Below are 20596 nucleotides of genomic sequence, written 5' to 3'. Positions count from 1 at the left end.
TTACTATATAAGCGATCCATGCACGTATTCATAGGCATATAGCGCAAGTTCCATAGCAACCCGTTTCTCGGGTAGAAGGTAGTCTTTCCCTAAAAGCGATTCGATTTTGTCCAACCGATGGTACAACGTTTGTCTGACGATAAACAGTGCACTGGCCGTCTCTTGTTTGGAGCAGCAGAGCGCCAGGTATTGTTTCAGTGTAAGGAGCAGTTGACCTCCCTTCTCCGAATCATACCGGATCAGTGGGCCCAGGTATTCCGTAATAAAATCATTCAAGTTACCGTTCTGTTTCATACTGGCGATGATACGATAGCAGTGCAGATTACTGTAAAAGGGCTGCTCCATTACTCCGATATCTTTCTGAATACGTAACGTTTCCTTCGCGGATTCAAGACTCTCTCGCAGGCGTGGGTATTCCGAATAGTTCTGACCGATACCATACAGACCGGAGAAGAGCTGGTGAGTTTGCTCCTGCTCGTGTTGCCGAAGTTGCTGAATGCAGGACCACAGATTAGATTTACGCAGAGATGCAGCCTGCGGGTCAATGACAATGAGAATGATCTGGAGATTAAGTACAGTGCTATAGAGGGTGAAACCTTCCCGGGCAAATACGGAGCGGGCAACGATATTACGCTGAATCAGTATCTTTTGCAGTCTGAGACTGTCGTGTTGCGTAGGGTTGCTGTCGAATAAAACAACTGCGGCCTGTCCTGTGCAGAGAGCCGGATGTACGGCTGCAAGATATTCATGAATTTCTTTCGCGGAGTGATGTCCGTTTAACCAGTCAATGACCCACATATCCTCTTTATAACGCCGTTTTTCCTCCATGTACTGGGTACGCATCCAATCCTGGGCTATGGCAGCAGCACATCGCTCCAGCGCATGAAAAACGTACTCGTCGGATGGGTACGGCAGAGCTGGAGTGGGAGGTTCAGGGTCTGTGTGTTTCTGAGGGAAAAGGATAAGATCAGCAAAGGTGTACTCCAGTGCCTGAACAGGGATGCTGATTGGATTCATTGTGAGCCGACCGGAAAAAGGGTCTGATACCTCTACAGTCGAAGGGTTCGCTGTATAACCGTCAAGGGTAGTGTGATCCATCGATTCACGCTGATCCCACCACTGTTGTCTCTGCTTCTCCAGTTGCTCACGTGGGACATGAGGAATGGCCGTCGCTTCACCTTCCAGCGGATATAAGGCGACAGCATACCCGGTATTGCGTGACAGCAGACGCAGTAGCGGCTGTACACCATCCCCATTCAGCAACAGCTGATGAAAGGAGGTGGTGAGCTGATCCAGTTCCGCGACCATACGCTGATGACTGCGAATCAGGGCAAAATGCAAATCCTGTGTAATGTCAATATACCGGACTTGCTCATGAAACCAGATCAGCGGGAAATCCGCCGCCTCCGCCATTTGTTTCATCGCCTCAAGCTGTGATCGTGTATGTTCCCCGAGTTCAATGCATAACCCTGCGGCACCGCAGGCAATCAATTGTTGCAGAAAAGACAGACCATGCGACTTGCCTTCAGGCCAGCCGATCCCTGTTGTCAGCACCAATTCTCCGCCGCTCAGCAAGCCCCCAATCTCAGGAACCTCCATAATATGTACCCAGCGTACATAACGCTCCAATGCATGCTGACTGGCAAGGTACTCGGCCTTGCGAAATACAGGACGTTTCAGCATGTCTCTAATTTGGATATGAAGCGTGGTCTCTCCCACACCATCACCGCCCTTTCCCATGACTCACCTGTAAATTTGATACAAAGGATGCTGGATTCAGGGTGTTTGCTCACTGGATTTTTAAAGATAAGTATACGTGCATTTAGATAAGATGAGATTAAACCTGACGCTCATTTGGTCTGGATGACAAAAATAGTTATCCTTTTTGTTTTGTATCTAAAATGAGCATCAGATATATGTTCGACTTTTTACCATCGACACGATAAAAAATGCCCTTGATCAGGCACGGGAATCACTACAGATTCCAGTACCCGTCAAGGGCAAATTTTTGCTCGCGATCACATCTGAATCGTGGGAATAACGATAGACTGAATTAATCGACGATTTTTTTCTTTTTGAATTTCATCAGGAACTCATACACGATTGGCACGATGACCAGCGTAAGCAGTGTAGAACTGATCAGACCACCGATTACGGTAATTCCGAGTCCTTTCGAGATGATACCTGCACTTTCTTCGAGACCTGTTACCAGTGGCAGCAGGGCACCAATCGTTGCGAGAGCGGTCATCAGGATTGGACGCAGACGTGTAGCTCCGGCTTCCAGCAGCGCTTCACGCGTCGTGAGTCCTTCGTTTTCCTTATGAATAACACGGTCGATCAAAACAATGGCGTTGGTAACAACGATACCGATCAACATCAATGCACCCATCATTGCGGATACGTCTAGTGTACCCCCTGCGATGAACAAACCAACCATGATACCAATCACGGTGAATGGCAGAGAGAACAGAATCGCGAATGGTGCAAGTCCGCCGCCAAATGTCACCACGAGCACGAAGTATACAATCGCAATGGCTGCCAGCATTGCCAGACCAAGCTGCGTAAAGGTGTCATTAATCTGTTCGGTTGTACCGCCAAACTTCACTTCAACGCCATCCGGCAAGTCCAGCTTGTCGATGTTGGCTTTCAGGTTTTGCGAAGCTTTGGTCACATCGGATGCCAGAATGTTCGCTGTCACCTGTACAACCACTTTACCATCAATACGCATAATGGAGTTCGGTGAAGTGCCTTCTTCCACTTTGGCTACATCCTTGATTGGAACCTGGATGCCCAGCGGTGAAGTGACCTTTTCATTTTCAATATCCTTGATGCTGCTGAACGTTTTGTTGTCCGTTTCTACATAGACTTTGTACGTTTTGTTGTCGATATCCACTTCCGTAAGTACCGGACGTTCACGTACAGGGCTCAGTGCCATTGCCAGTTGACCCGCCGTAAGGCCGAGTTTGCTCAGCTTCTCCTGATCGGCAACGAGGGTGTACTGACCGTAGGTGTCGGAGATGGTGGTATCTGCTTTTTCAAAAGAGTCCTTTTCCGCTTGAACCAGTTTCAGGACTTCTTCAGCTACAGGTTTCAATTGCTCCACACTATCCCCGTAGATGGACAGGCTTAAGTTGCTTCCGCCAAATCCGCCGGACATGTCGAGTTCACTCCATGTGCCTTTGGTCACTTCTTTTTGCAAACCTTCAACCAGTTGTTTCTTCACATCGGTAAAATCTTTGGTGTCTTTATTGTATTGAATGTAGAAGAGTGCAGAGTTACCGCCGCCTCCACCCATGCTAGCGAGCGGGTTACCACCGCCGATGGAATATTGCATTTTCTCCAAACCTGGCTGTTTCAGTAACCATTTCTCAGCAACGAGGGCTTCTTTTTCTACATCTTCACGAAGTGAACCCGTTTCTGGACTATAGGTGATCGTGGCGAATTTATCCTTCTGCTCTGGTAAGAAACTTGTGCCAATGAATGGGTACAGGAACAAGCTGCCGACCAATAGTAGAACCGCAATAAGAACGGTAATGATTTTGTGAGAGAGCGTCCAGTTCAACAGGCGTTTGTAGCTTTCAGCCAGTTTGCCCGGCTTCTCTTCATGGTTTTGTTTATTTTTGATTCCTTTGTGGAACAAGCTGTGTGCCAGCATTGGAACAATGGTGATCGCAACCAGCAGGGATGCGAGCAGGGCGAATACCATCGTCAAGGCGAATGGCATGAACAACTCTCCGACCATACCGCTAACGAGTGCCAGCGGCAAGAATACCGCAATCGTAACAATCGTCGAGGAGAGGATCGGGATAAACATCTCGCGAGTCGCTTCACGGACCAAATCCCGGCCTCGGAGCTTCTCATTTTTGAGTGTCAGCCTACGGTAGATGTTCTCGATAACAACGATGGAGTCATCGACAACCCGGCCGATCGCAACCGTCATAGCTCCCAGTGTCATCATGTTCAAGGTAATGTCCATCAGATTGAGCGCCGTCAATGCCATGAGCAGGGAGAGCGGAATCGAGATAATGGAGATAATCGTTGAACGGATGTTACGCAGGAAGAGTAGGATAATCAGAATCGCGAACAGGGCACCAAATACAGCTTTGCCCAGCATCGTGTTGACGGAATCCTGGATAGGCTGACCTTGGTCAAGCAGGATCGTTAATTCTGCATTTTTGAATTGCTTTTGCAGTTCTTCGGCTTTACTTTTGACGGCCTTAACCACGTCCACCGTATTGGCATCGTTGGATTTCACTACGGAAATACCAATGGATTCCTTGCCGTTCGTGCGGGAGATGGACTCGGCTTGACCGATGACCTCAATCTTGGCAATGTCACTCAGCTTCACGGTAGGGATTCCTGCTGCATTTGCCGCACCTGCGGCACCCGATGGATTTGCTGTAGCAACATTGCCGCTATCAGCTTGACCAGCTGCAGGATTGGACCCTTGCGCAGCACCAGATTCACCTTGTCCAGCTTGAGCCGATGGATCAGCGGTTTGACCTGTAGCTTGACCGGTTTGAGCACCGCCACCTTGGGAAGCCCCTTGCGCACCGGCACCCTGGCCTGTAGCACCCCCAGCACCTTGGTTTGCACCAGCTCCGCTTGGTACGACTGGAATCGCTAGATTTTTCAGATCATCGAGTCCGATGATGTTGCCGTCTACAACAACGGCTTTCTGGGATTTATCCAGTTCAAATAGGCCGAGCGGCACACGAATGGATGAACCTTTAACGATTCCGTTCACCGTATCTTCGCTTAGACCGAGTTCAGCCATTTTGGCTTGATTAAACGTCAATTGCACTTCTTTAACGTACTGACCGGACACTTGAACCTGAGCTACACCATCAATATCTTCTAGTGCAGGTTTGATATCCGATTCTACGAGCCGTGTCAGTTCTTCCAAATCCCCGCCGTCTTTGTCAGACAAACTGAGGGATACAACCGGGAACGAGTTAATGCTGAACTTGGAGATAGTTGGTTTCTGCACACTGTCCGGCAATTGCACCTCGTTCAGTGCTTCACGAACCGTAGCTGTTGCGTTCGTCAGGTCCGTTCCATAGTCGAATTCCAGCGTGATGGATGCCGCATTCTCCATAGAAGTGGAGGTGACGGTCTTCACACCCTCGAGGTTGCGTAGCTTCTGTTCCAGCGGCTTCGTGACATCTTCTACAATACCTTCTGGAGCCGCACCCGGATCAATCGCCGTGACATTCAGAAACGGTACATTGATGTTCGGAATAGTCTCCTGCTTCATCGTCATTCCGCTGTACAAGCCTGCGAATGAGATGATGATGGTCAGAATCCAGATTGCAAACTTGTTGTTCAGTGAAAAGTTAATAATCCCTTTCATACGTTGGTTTCTTCTCCTCTCTGTTTCTCCTGTTTATGTGTGTGACGAGTCAGCCTGGATAAACCGGTTATACATGGTATCCATAATGTGCTGAAGCTCGGAGTGCATCGGTTCAAGGATAGTTATCCCTTCCAGGTTACGCATCATGCCGAGAATGATGGCACGCCTTGGCGTAAATTCCATGATCTCTTGTCTTAGTATGGCTATGGTTTCAAGCACATCATTTTTTGACTGACCGGCGGGCAGGTCGCTTGATGCGATATCTTGCATCTGTTTCAGAATATGGACGGGATGCCGCAACATGGTTGCATCTAGTTGGGGTTCAGCAATCCAGGCAGGCCACTGATCCAGCGGAATCAGAGGTTCAGGCCGATGCTGGAGGCAGCCCTGTGCTGCATAATCCATCATTTGCAAAAGATGCGTAGCCATCTTATTGACCGTAAGAGAAGGCATTTCGGTAAACCAGATTTTGACGTACGACAGGAATAGTCCATGTGTCAGAAGGATAAGATCAATCGTATAAGACTCGATCTCGGAGCCGTATAGATCCTCCAGTTTGTTTTTGAACCAATGCAATGTACGTATCTCAATATCTCTTTGCTGAGGAGTGCAGTGCTCTTTGCGCTGTTGTTCATCATCCATCATCATGCTGCGTAGTTGGATGCGTAAAAATTCCTTCAATTCCGCAACATGCGTTAGTAGCACCTCAATCTGTTTATGTAGCCGTTCTCTGGAGGTCAGGCTGCTCTCGTGTTCAATTTGGGACATCTCGTCCATAAGAATGTATACACAGTACTCCAGCGTACTGGCTTCCAGTTCCTCTTTGGATTTGAACATGAGATATAAGCTGCCTTTGGACATACCACATAACTCGGCAATCTCCTGCATGGAGGTTGCTGCGCTTCCCTTAGCGGAAAACAGCTTGAGCGCTGTGGTGATGACCAGTTTTCTTTTTTCATTCATCCCATGGATCGGGTTCATTAAGGGTATGTTCACCTCACTGGGAACTCTTGAGTTCTTGAATTGACTTTGTGGTCAAACTAAGTATAAACGATGTGAATGAGGGATTACAAATGTGCACGGTGTAGGGGTGTGAAAGAGCCGAAAAGTGGACTGAGAAAAGAACCGAGAGGGGAGCCCAGAAAGAACTCTTAATGAATCGAGAGAAGAACTGAGAGAGTACAGTACGCAAGCCGTAAAGCTGTACGTTGTACTTTTTGGAGAGGGAATGGAAGAATGTATAAAGGACGCATCGAAAACACATCAACACCTCAACAACGCTCTTAAGGACGACTCGAGAACATATCGAAAATTTATTCTAACGATCACAGTGGAGCTTATTTGAGCAATATTCATCCTATTGAAATTCTAACGATCACCAGAAACCTTATTTTGTTGAAAACACAAGCTGGACGTCCATTTTCGCATCAAAATCCTGAAATAAGCTCACCTGAGATCGTTAGAAATCTAAAACCTGTAATTTGGCCCAAATAGCGTTACTGGTGATCGTTAGAAATTAAATGCATGAACCGCGCTACTTCGGAAAAGGAAAAGAGAGAAAAAGTGAATGAATATCGAATGGAGGGAAGTAAGCCAAGCAAAACAAAGCAAAACAAGAAGGAGTAAGTAAAGTAAAGAAGTGAGGGAGGCGAGAAGTAGAGAACGAAATAGGGGCAAAAGCGAAGGAAAGCGCAAATAGAAAGTAAACCAACATAAATCGATATAAACTAAAATAAATCAGAACAAATTAAAGAAGATATAATACAGTTCAATAAAAGAAATTAAAATAAAAAAGGAATAAATGAAAATCCAAGTAAAGCATTGCGAGTCTAAGAAAAAAGAGCAAGTGAAGTAAAGAGAAAGCAGACTATGCCCCTCCCATAAAATCGTATACAGCGATCATGATGATTACTCCCAAGAAAAAGAGATAGAAGAGTGCAAGTGCGATCAAGAACGAATAACCGGTATACGCGCCGATACGTACCAACCATTTTTTCATAAAAAGCACTCTCCTTCTTTCCAATTGAGCTTGATAACAAGGCCGCCTCTTTGATTACATTATATCCCAAATCACTTGTTGTGCTTAAAAAATTTCACCTGAAATTTGTACCTACATAAGCCTACCTACACGAACCTACATATACAAACGTACTTAAAACAATCGTACCTACAAAAAAAGACGACTCCCTGAGTGAAGTCGTCTTTCTGCCTGAAGTTGATAATATCCATTATATTGCACGATATTCATTACATTACGTAATGATTTTCAATCCTACCGCTGCCACCAAAATCATTGCAATGAACAGTAGCCGCTTCGCTTCTTTACGTTCACCAAACAGAAGCATACCCGTCACCGTACTTCCCACTGTGCCAATTCCTGTCCACACCGCATAGGCTGTGCCCATAGGGATAGATGTCATCGCGTAAGATAACAGCGAGAAGCTGAATACGAATGATACCAGCATCAGGACAATGTAAGGCCAACCCTTACGCGTAGAAGCTCCGTTGATGCCGATGACTCCGAAAATTTCACAAATTCCTGCACCTACAATCGCAAGCCAAGCCATTAGACGGCACCTCCTTTAACCTGTGGTTTCTGCTTCTCTTGCTGATCCGTGACGAGTTTCAGCCCAATGACACCGCAGAGCAGCAGTCCGATCAGTAGCATTTTAGCTAAACGGAACGGCTCACCGAACAGCAACATTTCGGCCAACACTGTACCTGCTGTACCGATCCCTGTAAACACGGCGTAGACCGTACCCACAGGCAGTCGTTTAGCCGCAGCAATGATCAGGCCGAAACTAATGACAATGGCGACTCCCGTCAATGCCCATTCCCAAGCATTCGAAGCATGTTTTAGTCCGCTAACCCACACAATTTCAATAATGCCTCCTACAAAAACGTATAACCAGTTGCGGTTCATGATGTTCAATCTCCTTCTGGCACGATAGGGCGTGCCTGTTCATTCAAGCTGTGTATACCATTCCAAAAGACAGGCCAGGAAGCATCCAGCCGTCTCTTGTACCGACGTGAGCTTCCATAGATAATTTCAACAGTAATGCCATCGAGAAAGGTCATAAAAGCAATGGCGGCCTGCTCGGCAGGAATAGGCGGAACATCCCCCTCGCGAATCGCTCGTTGAAACAGCCGTGACAATGCACGCTCCATTCCGTCCAGAAATGGATATACCAGATCCATCACCTGGCTATACAGATCGGGCGGCGGATAATAACAGTTGCGTAGCATCAATCTGGCAGAGGCATGATTCTGATACTCCTGCTCAAACCACGTCAACAACCCCCGCAGCCGTTGTTCCAGTGGCAGGTGGGCGTGGTCACGGAAATATTCCAAGGTATGTCGCCGTACTTCATCGAATGCATGGTCCAGCGTGTGCATAAACAAGTCCTCTTTACAGCTAAAATGCGCGTATATAGAGGGTTTCTTAATCCCGACTTCATCAGCTATCGCTCTCAAGGAAGCCCCTTCATAGCCGTCTCTGGCAAAATGAAACAGGGCCGCGTCCCGGATGGAATAAGCAGTCATCACATTCACCTTCCTAACGGTCGTTAGGTAACATCTTTTCACACATTACATCCTCTGTCAAGATAGGATAGAAAAATCAGGAAATACACCCGCCGCACATGAAACGTACAGACGGATGTATCTTGTTACAAGGATATATTTAATTATGTTGGGGCCTGGTCAGAATGTTGTAAACCCAAGAATGAGCTGCAGTTTATACAAAATGCCTTTCAGGAAGGTGGTCTTCTCCTGGAACTCTTCCAGATTCAGAGTGAATTCGGCATCTTCATTTGTCCAAATGCGCTTGAAATAATTCGCAACGTCTAACGTAAACTTGTTGTCTGCCGGAGCTGCAATCCACACATTATTCTCCAAATTGTAGTCATTCAGATTCCGGGGAGTGAAGTTGGTTGAGCCACCGAGCACGATATGATCTCCAGCAGCTTTGGCAATATACATCATTTTGGTATGGTACTGTTCCTTGGTCGTGTTATACCAGCGGATCTGGATTTTGCCATTCGATTTACCATGTAATTCCGCTGCTACAGGACGATTAGGAATGCCGATCTTCTCCTGACCAAAGGCGTTTTCGTTAGGGTCAAGTACAAGCCGGATATCGGTTCCTCGCTCCGAGGCATCCAGTAAAGCCTCCAATACTTTTGGTGAAGCGATGTAGAACATCCCCATCCAAATGGTATCCCCTTTTCCCACCTGGCTCAGCTCATCCAGCAAGGCATCATTGACTTTGCCTTCGGTCACATAACGAAGGCGAACAGGCCGATCATTTTCATCGGCTTCCTCGGAAGACGGAGTGTGGGAGATTTCGTCATAGACAGGAAGCTGGCCCCCGCCCGATATATCTACAACAGCTTGCTCCGATTGAATGATATCTCCAATGATCGGACCGGTAACCTCAAAGCCAATGTTGGAGTGATAAGCGCTAGGATCATGAATGTTACCTGATGATACAATAGCTGTTTTTTCGCTTAGAACAACCTTGCGGTGATTGGCCTTTACATTCAGCAATTTTAGATAGGAACGTAATGTAACATCCGGGCCATCTGTTGCCATCAGGTTAGGAATCCAGCCTTTACCGGACTGACCAAACCACTGGAAGAACGTACGCCAGACTGCGGAATATACCGGTGTAGAATCACGTAGTGGATCAACATTAGTGATGACGACATGAATATCGGCCTGTTTCATCTGTTCCAGTAGCGGATTGGGGGCCGAGTTATAGTTGGTGTTCACTTCATCGGTAATGAACCAGATGTCCATATCGGGATGTTGCATTTTCTTGGCAAGGAGTGCATCAGTAAACTCCTGGCTGACAGGCGGAAAGTTCTGTCCCTTGTGTTGATAATTGTTGAACAGAAACATATCCACCAGGACAAATTGCTCGGCATCCTCAACCACCTGTTTCATCCGCTGAAAAATCTGCTGTTCATGCTGCATCTGTCCGTCGGCAGAAGGGTACGTGAGGTCATGAAGGAACTCGACATTCTTCACCCGATATTCTTGACTTTCATAAGAGATGCCTGGTGGTAGCGGTTTATAGGTCTGATAGAGCATAACAGCAATAAACCATAGGATAAGTAGTGCAATTGCTGTGCGTATGTATGGGAATTTGCCGCGGGAAGATTTGCGGTCAGAGGTATGGCGGCGCAATGGGAACAATGTTGGACTCCCCCTTTCTGTACTTGCTGACGTTTATTACCACAGGTGTAGCGATGTTGACGCAGGAGGCAGAATTCGGGTGTTGTATGGGAATCATGAGATTTTTACAGGCGAATCATGCAATTTGGATTGGATGAATCGACAGCTGTAGGGTCGTTGTGTATAATGAACGTATTATTTTTGTAGAACGTTTATGGAGAGAAAGTAGGTAATCACGTGTATTCCATCAAACAAGTCGCTGCCATGCTGGGCATTCAGGCGGTCACGCTCCGGGCTTGGGAAAATCGTTATGATGCGGTTACCCCTGAGCGGACAGAGTCGGGTTATCGCATGTACACGGAAGAGAATGTAGCGGATCTGCGCTGGCTAAAGGAGCAGATTGATCAGCATCAGGCCAATATCTCCGAGGCTGTACGCATGTTGAAGATCAGGAAAGCTAAAAGGCCTGATTCTTCTTCACCTGCGCCGATGGTTCCCCCAGTACCCGTGATGGAAGAAGCTCATGCACAGATGGCCGATCAGATCTATGATTCTCTCTATCATTTTCAGGGCGAGCGTGCCAACGGTTTGATTGATTTTGGTTTCACGATGTACGGATATGACAGCATGTTTTACCATGTACTCGTACCGATCCTGGTTCGGGTTGGAGACGCATGGGAAGCAGGACGTGCAACGGTAGCGCAGGAACATTTCATGACGCAGTTGATCTCCCAGCGGTTTTATCAGTTTTTCCATCTGTTCCCGATCTATCCGCATCTGCCCAAAGTTCTTGCTCTCTGTCCGGAAGGGGAACATCATCAGGTTGGTTTATTGTTGTTCTCTTTATTTATGCGCAAAAATGGAGCGGAAGTCCTGTATCTCGGGGCCAATACGCCGGAAGAAGGGGTATTTCCGATTCTCCGCGAGCAGAAAATCAAACTGGTCTGTCTTTCGATTACGAGCCCCGGACTTGTGGAACCTTGTGATCAGCTGATTGACCGAATTCGGGACGAGTTCCCTCATATCCGTTTTGTGCTGGGCGGCAAAGGGTTTGAACGTGCGAAGCACGCTCGTCACCCGGAATGGATTATGCCTGAAGATTCGGCAGACTGGCAGTCCTGGATTGAACGGGAGTATTTTACGGATCGGCCACCAGGTGCCTAACAAGTGATAGGATAACAATTGAACATAAGGCGAATGTTGATGGAATAGATTCATATAGGACATCCTTTGATCCAGCGATCAAGGGATGTTTTTTTATGGGATTATATAGATCTTTAACGTGTAAAAAACAATTAATTTGACCCACGGGTCATTTTATGTTTTACTTGTCGTATAATATTTGTACACGATTTGTATAATGTTTTCGAGTTTACCCGATTAAAGTGTTTCATTGCGGTTTAATAATAGTTTAGGGGCTTGAGAACTAGAGATAGTCCTACATAGAAAGGTGAGTGGCATGATACCGAATCAACAACGCAAACGTGCAGCCGTCATTGGCGCAGGCCCGGGTGGGCTTGCAGCAGCCATGTTACTGTCCGGTCAGGGATATGAGGTTGATGTATACGAGAAACAGCCAGCCATTGGCGGACGATCTTCCCGTCTGGAGCTTGGTGAATATAAGTTTGACCGCGGGGCTACCTTTTTGATGATGCCTCAGTTGATTGAAGAGATGTTTGATGTGGTCGGACGCAAGCTCTCGGATTATGTAGATATGAAAGAACTGACCCCGCTGTACGCTTTGAACTTTGGAGATAAGGTGTTCACGCCTTCACGCAATCGGGAGGATACAGCAGCGCAGATCAAAGAGCTGTTCCCTGGCAATGAAGAGAATTACCTCCGGTACATGCGGGACGAAGAAGTGAAGTTTGGCAAAGTGATGCCACTGCTCCGCCGTCCGTTTGGGAAGCTCACCGATTATTTACGTAAAGATGCGATTACGGCTCTACCTAAACTTGATATAAATAATACGGTTTACGGCATTCTTTCCCGGTACTTCACCGACGAACGCCTGCGCTGGGCGTTTACATTCCAGTCCAAATATTTGGGGATGTCCGCATGGGATTGTCCAGGAACATTTACGATCTTGTCGTTCATCGAACACCAATATGGACTGTTTCATCCGATCGGCGGCGTGAATCGGGTATTTCAGGCGATGGCGGATGTCGTTGAAGAGAATGGCGGACGCATTCACACCCTTACACCGGTGAACCAGGTTATTGTTCGCAATGGTCGCGCCGAGGGTGTACTGCTTGAGAACGGCGAACGGATCGAAGCAGACCATGTCGTGCTCAATGCCGATTTTGCCCATGCAGTGAACCATCTGTTCGAACCTGGCGTACTTAAAAAATATACACCCGAAAAAATGAAACAGAAAAAATATTCTTGTTCCACAGCCATGTTGTATCTCGGTGTAGATGGTGAGATCGACCTGCCACATCACTCGATTTATTTTCCGGAAGATTACCGGGTGAATGTAGACGAAATTACCAAGCACAAAATTTTATCGGCAGACCCGTCTCTATATGTTCATAACCCATCCAGGCTCGATCCGACACTCGCTCCGGCAGGAAAATCTGCACTTTATGTGCTGATGCCAACACCAAACCTTACGGGAGACATCAATTGGGAGGCGGAACGAGCGAAGGTGCAAGAAGACATGTTGAAGCGGCTCGAAGCGATTCCAGAACTGGCAGACATTCGTGGCCGGATCGAAGAAAGTATGCTGTTCACACCGCTGGATTGGCAGAATGAGCTGGATGTATACCAGGGGGCAACGTTTAATATGGCACATAATCTGGGCCAGATGATGTATCTGAGACCGCATAATCAGTTTGAGGAATTGGAACGCGTTTGGCTGGTGGGTGGAGGTACGCACCCGGGTAGCGGCTTGCCGACAATCTTTGAATCGGCGCGAATCAGTGTCAGATTGATTCAGGAAGAGGATGCACGAAGACGTACCAAGCCATCCTCCTACGTGAAGACTGCCCAAGCCGGAGGACAATCATGAAGCGGGCAGCTGTTGTAGGTGCCGGGATTGGAGGGCTTACCTCAGCGTTGCTGCTGAACCGTCAGGGATGGGATGTTACCGTGTACGAGCGAGGCTCTCGCGTAGGCGGACGGATAGCTTTTGAACAGGAAGGGGAATACCGGATCGATCAGGGGCCAACCATTGTCCTCCTGCCCGAGATGTTGCTTGGCATTTTGGAAGAGGCCGGTGTGGATCGCTCCAAAGTCGAGCTGCTACGCTGTGACCCGTTATACCGGGTGCATTATCACAGCGGACGTGTCATGACCAAGAAGACAGACCGGGCAGAGCAGACCGCCGAGATTGAACGGTTGTTCCCGGGAGAAGGCCGAGGGTTCAACAGGTTTATGAAGGATATGGACACGTTGTTCCCCGCAGGCCGGGCAGCGTTTCTGGAACAGATGTTTCCGCGCAAAAGGGACTTCTTCACCCCTTCGCTCATGTCGCTTATGGGCAAGCTGCGTGCACACAAGAGTGTGCGGAAGGCCGTTGGGGATTATTTTGAACATGAAGAATTGCTCGATGCGTATTCGCTGCAAAGCTTGTATATCGGCGGGTCGCCCTTTGGTACACCTGGGATTTATTCATTGCTTCCTTACGCCGAGCACGAATATGGCATCTGGATGGTGAAGGGCGGTTACGCGGCTCTGCCCGCTATTCTGGAGCAGGAACTGCTCTCTCGCGGCGGGAAGATCAAGCTGAACACGGAAGTCACTGGACTGGAGATCCGCAATGGAATATGCGAGGGGATTGAAACGGCTGATGGTGCTGAAAAGGTGGATGCCGTAATCTATAACGGAGATTTTCCGAATTTGAGCGGGCTGATGAAGCAGGTACCGGAAGCACCCGTGAAACGTAAGCCGTATCGCCCTTCATCGGGATGTGTGCTGATTTACGCCGGAGTAGATAAAAGGTGGGAGGATGCCATAACGCATCAGTTTTTCTTGCCACCAAGCCTGGATGGTAGCTTGCGCCAAGTTTTCAACGAGCGGCGCATTCCCGCGAAGCCATCGTTTTACGTCTTCAATCCGGCTGCAGTGGACGAGACCGCTGCACCTTCAGGGCAGAGTGTACTGTATTTCCTCATTCCGGTACCGGACGCAGAAGGCGTGAACTGGGAACAAGAGAGTGAAGCGCTGGCAGAACGTGTGCTGGAAGAAGCAGAAGAACGAGGATTCCCGGGACTCCGTGCAGCGTTGCAATGGAAAAAAGTACGTACACCTGCTGACGCCGCGCGTGATGGCTTATACGGTGGAGGAAGCTTTGGCATTGCACCTGTCCTGTTTCAGTCGGGTGTGTATCGACCGCAGCCCAAGCCGTTCTCGAAGATACAAGGTTTATATGCTGCCGGAGCATCGGTACATCCAGGAGGCGGCGTGCCCATTGTCATGCAAGGCGCTAGGATGGCTGTCAATCAACTCATGAAGGAGATGGGGAAATGAACGAAGCGATTTTAAGCAGGTGTGAAGAGTTGATGCAGAAGGGCTCCTCGTCTTTTTATCAGGCGTTTAAGGGCCTGCCCAGTCCCCGCCGCGAGGCGGTATATGTCATCTATGCGTTTTGCCGCATGATTGATGACAGTGTGGATGAGCCGGAGCAATCAACGTATACGATCCATGAGATTCGTGAATTATTTGAACACCTCGAAGAAGCGGAGGGGCACTTTATCTGGCCGGCGCTGAGATGGCTGTTCAGCAGCTTTCCTCATCTGGACAAAGGCCCGTTTTTTCGTCAGATGGAGGGCCAATTAACGGATCTGGAAGTGACCCACTATACAACGCTGGAACAGCTGGAGCACTATTGTTATCTGGTTGCCGGAACCGTAGGCGAGATGCTGCTACCTGTGCTCCGTAATGATAACGGTTCGGAAGTAGCGATGAATGGTATCGCACTAGGCAAAGGCATGCAGATTGTGAACATTATTCGGGATGTGGGTGAAGACCGGGCCAGAATGCGCCGTTATGTACCGCTGGAGATTATGGAGAAACACGGATACTCCGAACAGGACTGGGAAGACGGCATTGTGGATGAACGATTTATCGCCATCATTCAGGATCTGAAAGCAGCAGCGCTGAACTGGTTCCGGATCGGCATGGATCGTTTGGACACCTATCCGGTTGAAAGTGCCTTTTCGATTGAGTTAGCCGCGGCCTTCTATTCAACGATCCTGCACGCCGTGGAGCGTAACGACTACGATGTGTACACGAAACGAGCATATGTCAGCGATGAATTGAAACTGGAGATGCTGGGCGCGATTGTGAAACGGTATCCGATGCTGGCGTATCAAGCTTCCCGAATGGCGGTATCCTGATGGTTCAGTGGATGTACTGGGTATGGTACGCCATTGGTGCCATCCTCATGCTTACGATTGGTGTGCCTGAGGCGTTATCCTTCTCTAATGGGCTATTTCTTGTATTCTACGCATTGTATGTGCTTGACCTTATATATCAACAACATCGCCGATCTGACCTGTCCGACCAGTCAGTCAAGTGGCTACGGCCCGACCTCTGGATATCGTCCTTTATCATCTGGCTGGGCGGTATGGGTGTGGAATGGATCGGTGTACATACACACTGGCCTTTTGGCGAGTATGCCTATTCCGACTTCTTTGGCATCCATCTGTTCAGTGTACCGGTAACACTTGGATTCGCCTGGATCGCAGTCGTTGGCAACTCGGCGATGATTAGCGGCGGTGGATCGACCTGGGGTGGGAAGTTGGTGCGAGCCCTCAAAACGGGATTTTGGGCAATTGTGCTGGATTTTGTACTCGATCCTGTAGCTCATGCAAGGGGATTTTGGGAATGGCAGGCTCCAGGCGGGTTCTACGGTGTTCCGTGGACAAACTACATCAGCTGGTTCATTATGGGAGCATTTCTGTCTCTCTTTTTGCCGGCCATGCCGAAGGATCGGCATTCCCTACTGCGGGCAAAATGGTTGTACCAACTATTTATCCTTCTGTTTGGCCTGCTTGCGCTAAAAGAAGGCATAACAGGCAGTTTCATCATTGCCATCGCAGGTGTGCTGCTTGCCGAGGGGAGCTGGCTGTATGATTCGCGCCGTAAAGTCCAAAGCGTTTGACCGGGTCTTCTCGCTGTACAACCATTATTATTTGTTGCGTAGACGTTTTCGTTCGTTTACGCTCTCGGGTTCACTCGATCCACATATCGTAGATCGCAAGCGCTTGGATGGAGTGTTGCCTATAGCGCCGGATCAGCCTGTTGTCTATTTTATGAACCACAGCTCATGGTGGGATGGACTGCTGCTGTATCATGCGGCGAAGCAAACTTCGCGCGGGGATCATTATGTGATGATGGAGGAGCGGCAGCTTCGGCAGTATGCTTTTTTTCGCAAACTCGGGGCGTATTCAATCAACAAGGACAGTGCATCGGGTGTGCGGACATCGTTGCAATATACGAATGAGTTGCTGGCTGCTGGTAAAAGGGTCTGGATATTCCCGCAGGGTGAAATTCTGCATCAGGAGGCTCGGCCGATTCAGTTTCGTCCGGGCATTGGACTCGTGCTTCGTCGTTTTCCACAGGCTATTGCCGTGCCAGTCACCTTATGTCATGGCATGGTTCAGCATGACCTGCCTGAAATTTCAATGAAGGCTGGCTTGCCGATTGTGGAAGATTGGAAAACGTGGAAAAGTGAAGAGATTGCTCATCGGCTGGGATGTGTGCTGGAGCAACAACTGAATGATCATAGAGCAACGTTGATTCGGCTTGGGCAAGGAAGTCTGCCAGATGCACAGCCTCTGATTCGGGGAATTCGCTCCACTAGTGAAAAATACGATGCGGCACGAAAGCGGGTGAACCGATAACATGAGTGAGAGTATGAATGCATCTGAGATATTGTGGATGTGTCTGGTGGGAGGGTTGCTACTGCAATTGCTCTTTGCGGTGTGGAATGCCCTTTGCCTGCCCAAAGTACGATCATTCCGTAAGATGAATATCGTGCCATCCGATCAGCTTGTTTCGGTATTGATCCCCGCGCGAAATGAACGAATACATATTGAAGCATGTTTGGAAAGTGTGCTTGCCAGCGATACGAAGGGGTTTCGTATGGAAGTGCTGGTACTGGACGACCGCTCCGAAGATGAAACCGCCGCTTTGGTTCAGGCGATTGCCGAGCGAGACTCACGCGTACGTTTGCTTCGGGGTACTGAACTACCTGCGGGCTGGATGGGGAAATCCTACGCCTGTCACCGATTGGTTCAGGAAGCCCAAGGAGACTGGTTTATGTTCGTGGATGCGGACGTTCGGGTCAAGCCGGATGCCATTCGGCAGACTTTTGCTGCCGGGTGCGCGCAGGGCGGCGGGCTGGTCACCGGCTTCCCTTACCAGGTGGCGAAGACCTGGATGGAAAAGCTTGTTGTGCCCATGATGATGTTTACGATCATCAGCCATCTTCCTATTTTTATGATACGCAGATCGGCAAGTCCGATGTTTGTCGCCGCTACGGGGGCTTTTTTGCTTATTCATCGAACAAGTTATGAAGCGTCCGGCGGTCATGCAGCGATTCAAGGGCATCTGGTGGACGACATGAGTCTCGCCAAAGCAGTGAAACGTGCCGGTCATCCCGTGATGCTGGCGGATGTCCATGATGTGACGAGTACGCGGATGTATCAGAACGGTGCAGAAGTATGGAACGGATATAAGAAAAATATGTATGAAGGCATGGGACGCAAGGACGTGCTGTTGCTTGGGACGATGCTGATGTACTTTGTGATGTATATTGTGCCGCCGCTGGGTCTGGTTATAGGGCTATTAACGGGCAGTGAAACGTCATTTCTCTATGGTTTCATAGGCACATTGCTTGGCATGGCCGTAAAACGGGTATCCGATCATATCGGAGGTCAGCCGTGGTGGCTTGCTCTTTTTCAACCGATCAGCATGGCGTGTGTGATTGCTATTGGTCTGGCCTCATGGCAGGCAGGTCGATCTGGTAAAGGGTATGTATGGAAAGGCAGGCGTTATAGCTGATGCAGAGTGTACAGGAGAATGGAAATGGTGACGGTTCAGAAGATACAGAGAGAGACCAAGGTATAGGAGAAGGTAGTAAAGGGGCAGGAATGTTGCTGGGAAAAGAGATGAAAATGGATAACGGGCACCGGGCGGAGGCCTCAAACGGGAACTTGAAACAGGATGTCATTATAATCGGGGCAGGCTTCGGCGGTCTATCCTGTGCGATTCGCCTTGCTACGGCGGGCTTGCGAGTAACCATTCTGGAGCGTCAGGCGCATGTGGGCGGCAAGTTGCAACAGATCCAGCAGGACGGGTATCATTTTGACCGCGGGCCGAGCACGATTACGATGCCGGATGCGTTTCGCTCGGTTTTTGATCAGGCAGGCGTGGTGATGGAGAACTATGTGCAGTTGTACGAGCTGGAGCCTAGAACACGTAATGTTTTTGCGGATGGAACAGTGGTCGATCTGTCTAGAAATCGCGGCTGGATGAAAGAGCAGATTGCTGTGTACAGTCCGGAGGATGCCTTGCGTTATGATGCGTTTATGGATGAATCTGCCGCATTGTATGCGGAGGCGAATCGTCATTTCCTCGGTAAGTTGCTACTGAATCCGTCTGATAAATACAACCTTCAAATGTTGCGCAGTCTGCTTCGGGTGCGGCCTACAGTCAGGCTGGATAAGTTGCTACGCAGGTATTTCAGCCATCCACACACACTCGCCATGTTCGGGCGGTACGCCACGTATGTAGGATCATCTCCGTATCTGTCGCCTTCTATTTTTGCCATGATGGGTCATGTGGAAGCAGAGGTGGGCATCTACGGGGTCAAAGGCGGAACGTATCAGCTGATTGAAGGCATGACCCGGCTTGCGCAGGAAAAAGGCGTGCGGATTCTGACGGGTGTAGAAGTGCATCAGATCGTGACTCGGCATGGCAAGGTGATCGGCGTGGATACGGATCGGGGCTTTATGGAAGCAGAACAGGTCGTGGCTAATGGAGATGTGCTTAGTGTAAACAAGTTACTGCTCGCGCCGGAGCATCGGAAACGAATGAGTGATGCCCGGATTGCCAAGTACGAACCTTCCATCTCAGGATTCGTAACCCTGGCGGGAGTGCGCAGAAAGTACGATCAGTTATTACATCACACGGTCTTTTTTCCAGAGCAGTATAAGCTGGAGTTTGATGATATTTTCCGTGATCGCAGGATGCCCTCAGATCCAACGATATACATCTGTTACTCGGGTTATTCCGAAGCAGGTATGGCTCCGGAAGGGGCGAGCAATTTGTTCATTTTGGTGAATGCACCGTATTTGTCTCAAGCGTGGAACTGGGAAGAGCAGAAATATCGTTACGGTGAGTTTGTGCTGGAACAATTGGAGGCGCGTGGTATTGGCGGGTTGATGCAATCGGAAGTGTTAATTTGTTACACACCGCAACATATTGAACGGGATACACTCGCTCATCAAGGGTCGATCTATGGCATTTCCTCCAATTCGGTGAAACAGACTTTTATGCGACCAGGCAATCAGAGCAAAGATGTTCAAGGGCTCTGGTACGTTGGCGGTACAACCCATCCTGGCGGCGGAACCCCGATTGTTACGCTGTCCGGCCAGCTTGTGGGGGAGCGACTTGCAACGGAGCTGGGAAGGTAGAGCAAGCACGTGGAGAACCAGGTGTGCTGGAACTTGATGAAGTTAATGAGGTGGACCGAGGCGCTACAAGACTCAAATGAGATAAAATAGAAGCTCCGAAACTCTAATGAATTCATGTTTGAGATCATGGGGGTTTTGGAGTGTCCTTTCATTAGGTTGAGAGGAACGGTATACTGGATAGAGTTGTCCATTGATGGACACTACCCTATATGGTCTGTCTAAGAACCGAATGAATAAGCCGAGCGATTAACGACACAAGGATGATTTATTGAATAGGTGTGAGTGGATAGAACGGTGAGTGATTTCTCCCAGTCCATTGCAACCGCATTTTACATAGAAACAAGAGTTACAGAGCAACTCAGCATGGGGTAGGGAACAGGAAGCATAACAACGCAGATGAGCCTACCCTGCACATCATTCT

16 protein-coding genes are annotated in these 20596 nt (G+C 48.7%); 8 read left to right on the top strand and 8 right to left on the bottom strand.

All coding sequences use genetic code 11. The features are described from left to right. Nucleotides 1-3 precede the first annotated feature (3 nt). From ACT89M_RS25885 to ACT89M_RS25850, 8 genes are all read right to left on the bottom strand, one after another. Nucleotides 4-1740 carry a PucR family transcriptional regulator gene (locus tag ACT89M_RS25885; RefSeq protein WP_308722714.1) on the bottom strand — a complete coding sequence of 579 codons (1737 nt, stop codon included), beginning with the start codon at nucleotides 1738-1740 and terminating at the stop codon, nucleotides 4-6. A gap of 313 nt (nucleotides 1741-2053) precedes the next feature. Further along, a complete protein-coding gene (locus tag ACT89M_RS25880) occupies nucleotides 2054-5353 on the bottom strand; it encodes an efflux RND transporter permease subunit (RefSeq protein WP_487344887.1) in 3300 nt (1099 codons plus the stop codon). A gap of 33 nt (nucleotides 5354-5386) precedes the next feature. Beyond that, a complete protein-coding gene (locus tag ACT89M_RS25875; RefSeq protein ID WP_487344886.1) occupies nucleotides 5387-6334 on the bottom strand; it encodes a TetR/AcrR family transcriptional regulator in 948 nt (315 codons plus the stop codon). Nucleotides 6335-7220: 886 nt separating this feature from the next. Continuing rightward, a complete protein-coding gene (locus ACT89M_RS25870; protein WP_261764621.1) occupies nucleotides 7221-7352 on the bottom strand; it encodes a hypothetical protein in 132 nt (43 codons plus the stop codon). Nucleotides 7353-7605: 253 nt separating this feature from the next. Then, a complete protein-coding gene (locus ACT89M_RS25865; RefSeq protein ID WP_090922789.1) occupies nucleotides 7606-7920 on the bottom strand; it encodes a DMT family transporter in 315 nt (104 codons plus the stop codon). Next, the gene (locus ACT89M_RS25860; protein ID WP_308722717.1) at nucleotides 7920-8276 is read right to left on the bottom strand and encodes a DMT family transporter; all 357 of its coding nucleotides are present in this window, start codon (nucleotides 8274-8276) and stop codon (nucleotides 7920-7922) included. Before ACT89M_RS25860 ends, ACT89M_RS25865 begins: the two co-directional genes overlap by 1 nt. A 5-nt stretch (nucleotides 8277-8281) precedes the next feature. Continuing rightward, a complete protein-coding gene (locus ACT89M_RS25855; protein WP_154891337.1) occupies nucleotides 8282-8896 on the bottom strand; it encodes a TetR/AcrR family transcriptional regulator in 615 nt (204 codons plus the stop codon). Nucleotides 8897-9055: 159 nt separating this feature from the next. Then, entirely contained in the window at nucleotides 9056-10552 is a 1497-nt protein-coding gene (locus ACT89M_RS25850) for a phospholipase D family protein (protein WP_253499662.1), read from the bottom strand. 216 nt (nucleotides 10553-10768) lie between these two features. Here ACT89M_RS25850 and ACT89M_RS25845 point away from each other — a divergent pair, with 216 nt between their 5' ends. The 8 genes from ACT89M_RS25845 to ACT89M_RS25810 all read left to right on the top strand — a co-directional run bounded on the left by ACT89M_RS25845 (nucleotide 10769) and on the right by ACT89M_RS25810 (nucleotide 20175). Further along, complete coding sequence (locus tag ACT89M_RS25845; protein WP_090922795.1) at nucleotides 10769-11695, top strand: MerR family transcriptional regulator; 927 nt, start codon at nucleotides 10769-10771, stop codon at nucleotides 11693-11695. A gap of 295 nt (nucleotides 11696-11990) precedes the next feature. Further along, a complete protein-coding gene (locus ACT89M_RS25840) occupies nucleotides 11991-13541 on the top strand; it encodes a phytoene desaturase family protein (protein ID WP_308722718.1) in 1551 nt (516 codons plus the stop codon). Next, the gene (locus tag ACT89M_RS25835) at nucleotides 13538-15001 is read left to right on the top strand and encodes a phytoene desaturase family protein (RefSeq protein ID WP_308722719.1); all 1464 of its coding nucleotides are present in this window, start codon (nucleotides 13538-13540) and stop codon (nucleotides 14999-15001) included. Before ACT89M_RS25840 ends, ACT89M_RS25835 begins: the two co-directional genes overlap by 4 nt. Then, on the top strand, nucleotides 14998-15870 hold the full coding sequence (locus ACT89M_RS25830; protein WP_090922801.1) for a phytoene/squalene synthase family protein: 873 nt from the start codon (nucleotides 14998-15000) through the stop codon (nucleotides 15868-15870). The genes ACT89M_RS25835 and ACT89M_RS25830 overlap by 4 nt, the downstream gene beginning before the upstream one ends. After that, nucleotides 15870-16637 (top strand): carotenoid biosynthesis protein, encoded by a 768-nt coding sequence (locus tag ACT89M_RS25825; RefSeq protein ID WP_308722720.1) that lies wholly within the window; start codon nucleotides 15870-15872, stop codon nucleotides 16635-16637. The genes ACT89M_RS25830 and ACT89M_RS25825 overlap by 1 nt, the downstream gene beginning before the upstream one ends. Then, nucleotides 16606-17379 carry a lysophospholipid acyltransferase family protein gene (locus ACT89M_RS25820; protein WP_154891333.1) on the top strand — a complete coding sequence of 258 codons (774 nt, stop codon included), beginning with the start codon at nucleotides 16606-16608 and terminating at the stop codon, nucleotides 17377-17379. The genes ACT89M_RS25825 and ACT89M_RS25820 overlap by 32 nt, the downstream gene beginning before the upstream one ends. 1 nt (nucleotide 17380) lies before the next feature. After that, nucleotides 17381-18541 (top strand): glycosyltransferase family 2 protein, encoded by a 1161-nt coding sequence (locus tag ACT89M_RS25815; RefSeq protein WP_261769495.1) that lies wholly within the window; start codon nucleotides 17381-17383, stop codon nucleotides 18539-18541. A 113-nt stretch (nucleotides 18542-18654) separates the two neighbouring features. Next, a complete protein-coding gene (locus ACT89M_RS25810; protein ID WP_308722787.1) occupies nucleotides 18655-20175 on the top strand; it encodes a phytoene desaturase family protein in 1521 nt (506 codons plus the stop codon). Nucleotides 20176-20596 lie beyond the last annotated feature (421 nt).

It is taken from the genome of Paenibacillus sp. NN59, from assembly GCF_057597225.1.
This window is presented reverse-complemented; position numbering and strand designations above follow the sequence as displayed.

What these genes read in the sequence shown, in the direction of transcription:
- ACT89M_RS25860 (WP_308722717.1), bottom strand. Translation starts at nt 8,276, where the DNA reads ATGAACCGCAACTGGTTATACGTTTTTGTAGGAGGCATTATTGAAATT.
- ACT89M_RS25885 (WP_308722714.1), bottom strand. Translation starts at nt 1,740, where the DNA reads ATGGGAAAGGGCGGTGATGGTGTGGGAGAGACCACGCTTCATATCCAA.
- ACT89M_RS25810 (WP_308722787.1), top strand. Translation starts at nt 18,655, where the DNA reads ATGGATAACGGGCACCGGGCGGAGGCCTCAAACGGGAACTTGAAACAG.
- ACT89M_RS25830 (WP_090922801.1), top strand. Translation starts at nt 14,998, where the DNA reads ATGAACGAAGCGATTTTAAGCAGGTGTGAAGAGTTGATGCAGAAGGGC.
- ACT89M_RS25825 (WP_308722720.1), top strand. Translation starts at nt 15,870, where the DNA reads ATGGTTCAGTGGATGTACTGGGTATGGTACGCCATTGGTGCCATCCTC.
- ACT89M_RS25865 (WP_090922789.1), bottom strand. Translation starts at nt 7,920, where the DNA reads ATGGCTTGGCTTGCGATTGTAGGTGCAGGAATTTGTGAAATTTTCGGA.
- ACT89M_RS25815 (WP_261769495.1), top strand. Translation starts at nt 17,381, where the DNA reads ATGAGTGAGAGTATGAATGCATCTGAGATATTGTGGATGTGTCTGGTG.
- ACT89M_RS25875 (WP_487344886.1), bottom strand. Translation starts at nt 6,334, where the DNA reads ATGAACCCGATCCATGGGATGAATGAAAAAAGAAAACTGGTCATCACC.
- ACT89M_RS25855 (WP_154891337.1), bottom strand. Translation starts at nt 8,896, where the DNA reads ATGACTGCTTATTCCATCCGGGACGCGGCCCTGTTTCATTTTGCCAGA.
- ACT89M_RS25840 (WP_308722718.1), top strand. Translation starts at nt 11,991, where the DNA reads ATGATACCGAATCAACAACGCAAACGTGCAGCCGTCATTGGCGCAGGC.
- ACT89M_RS25880 (WP_487344887.1), bottom strand. Translation starts at nt 5,353, where the DNA reads ATGAAAGGGATTATTAACTTTTCACTGAACAACAAGTTTGCAATCTGG.
- ACT89M_RS25835 (WP_308722719.1), top strand. Translation starts at nt 13,538, where the DNA reads ATGAAGCGGGCAGCTGTTGTAGGTGCCGGGATTGGAGGGCTTACCTCA.
- ACT89M_RS25820 (WP_154891333.1), top strand. Translation starts at nt 16,606, where the DNA reads ATGATTCGCGCCGTAAAGTCCAAAGCGTTTGACCGGGTCTTCTCGCTG.
- ACT89M_RS25870 (WP_261764621.1), bottom strand. Translation starts at nt 7,352, where the DNA reads ATGAAAAAATGGTTGGTACGTATCGGCGCGTATACCGGTTATTCGTTC.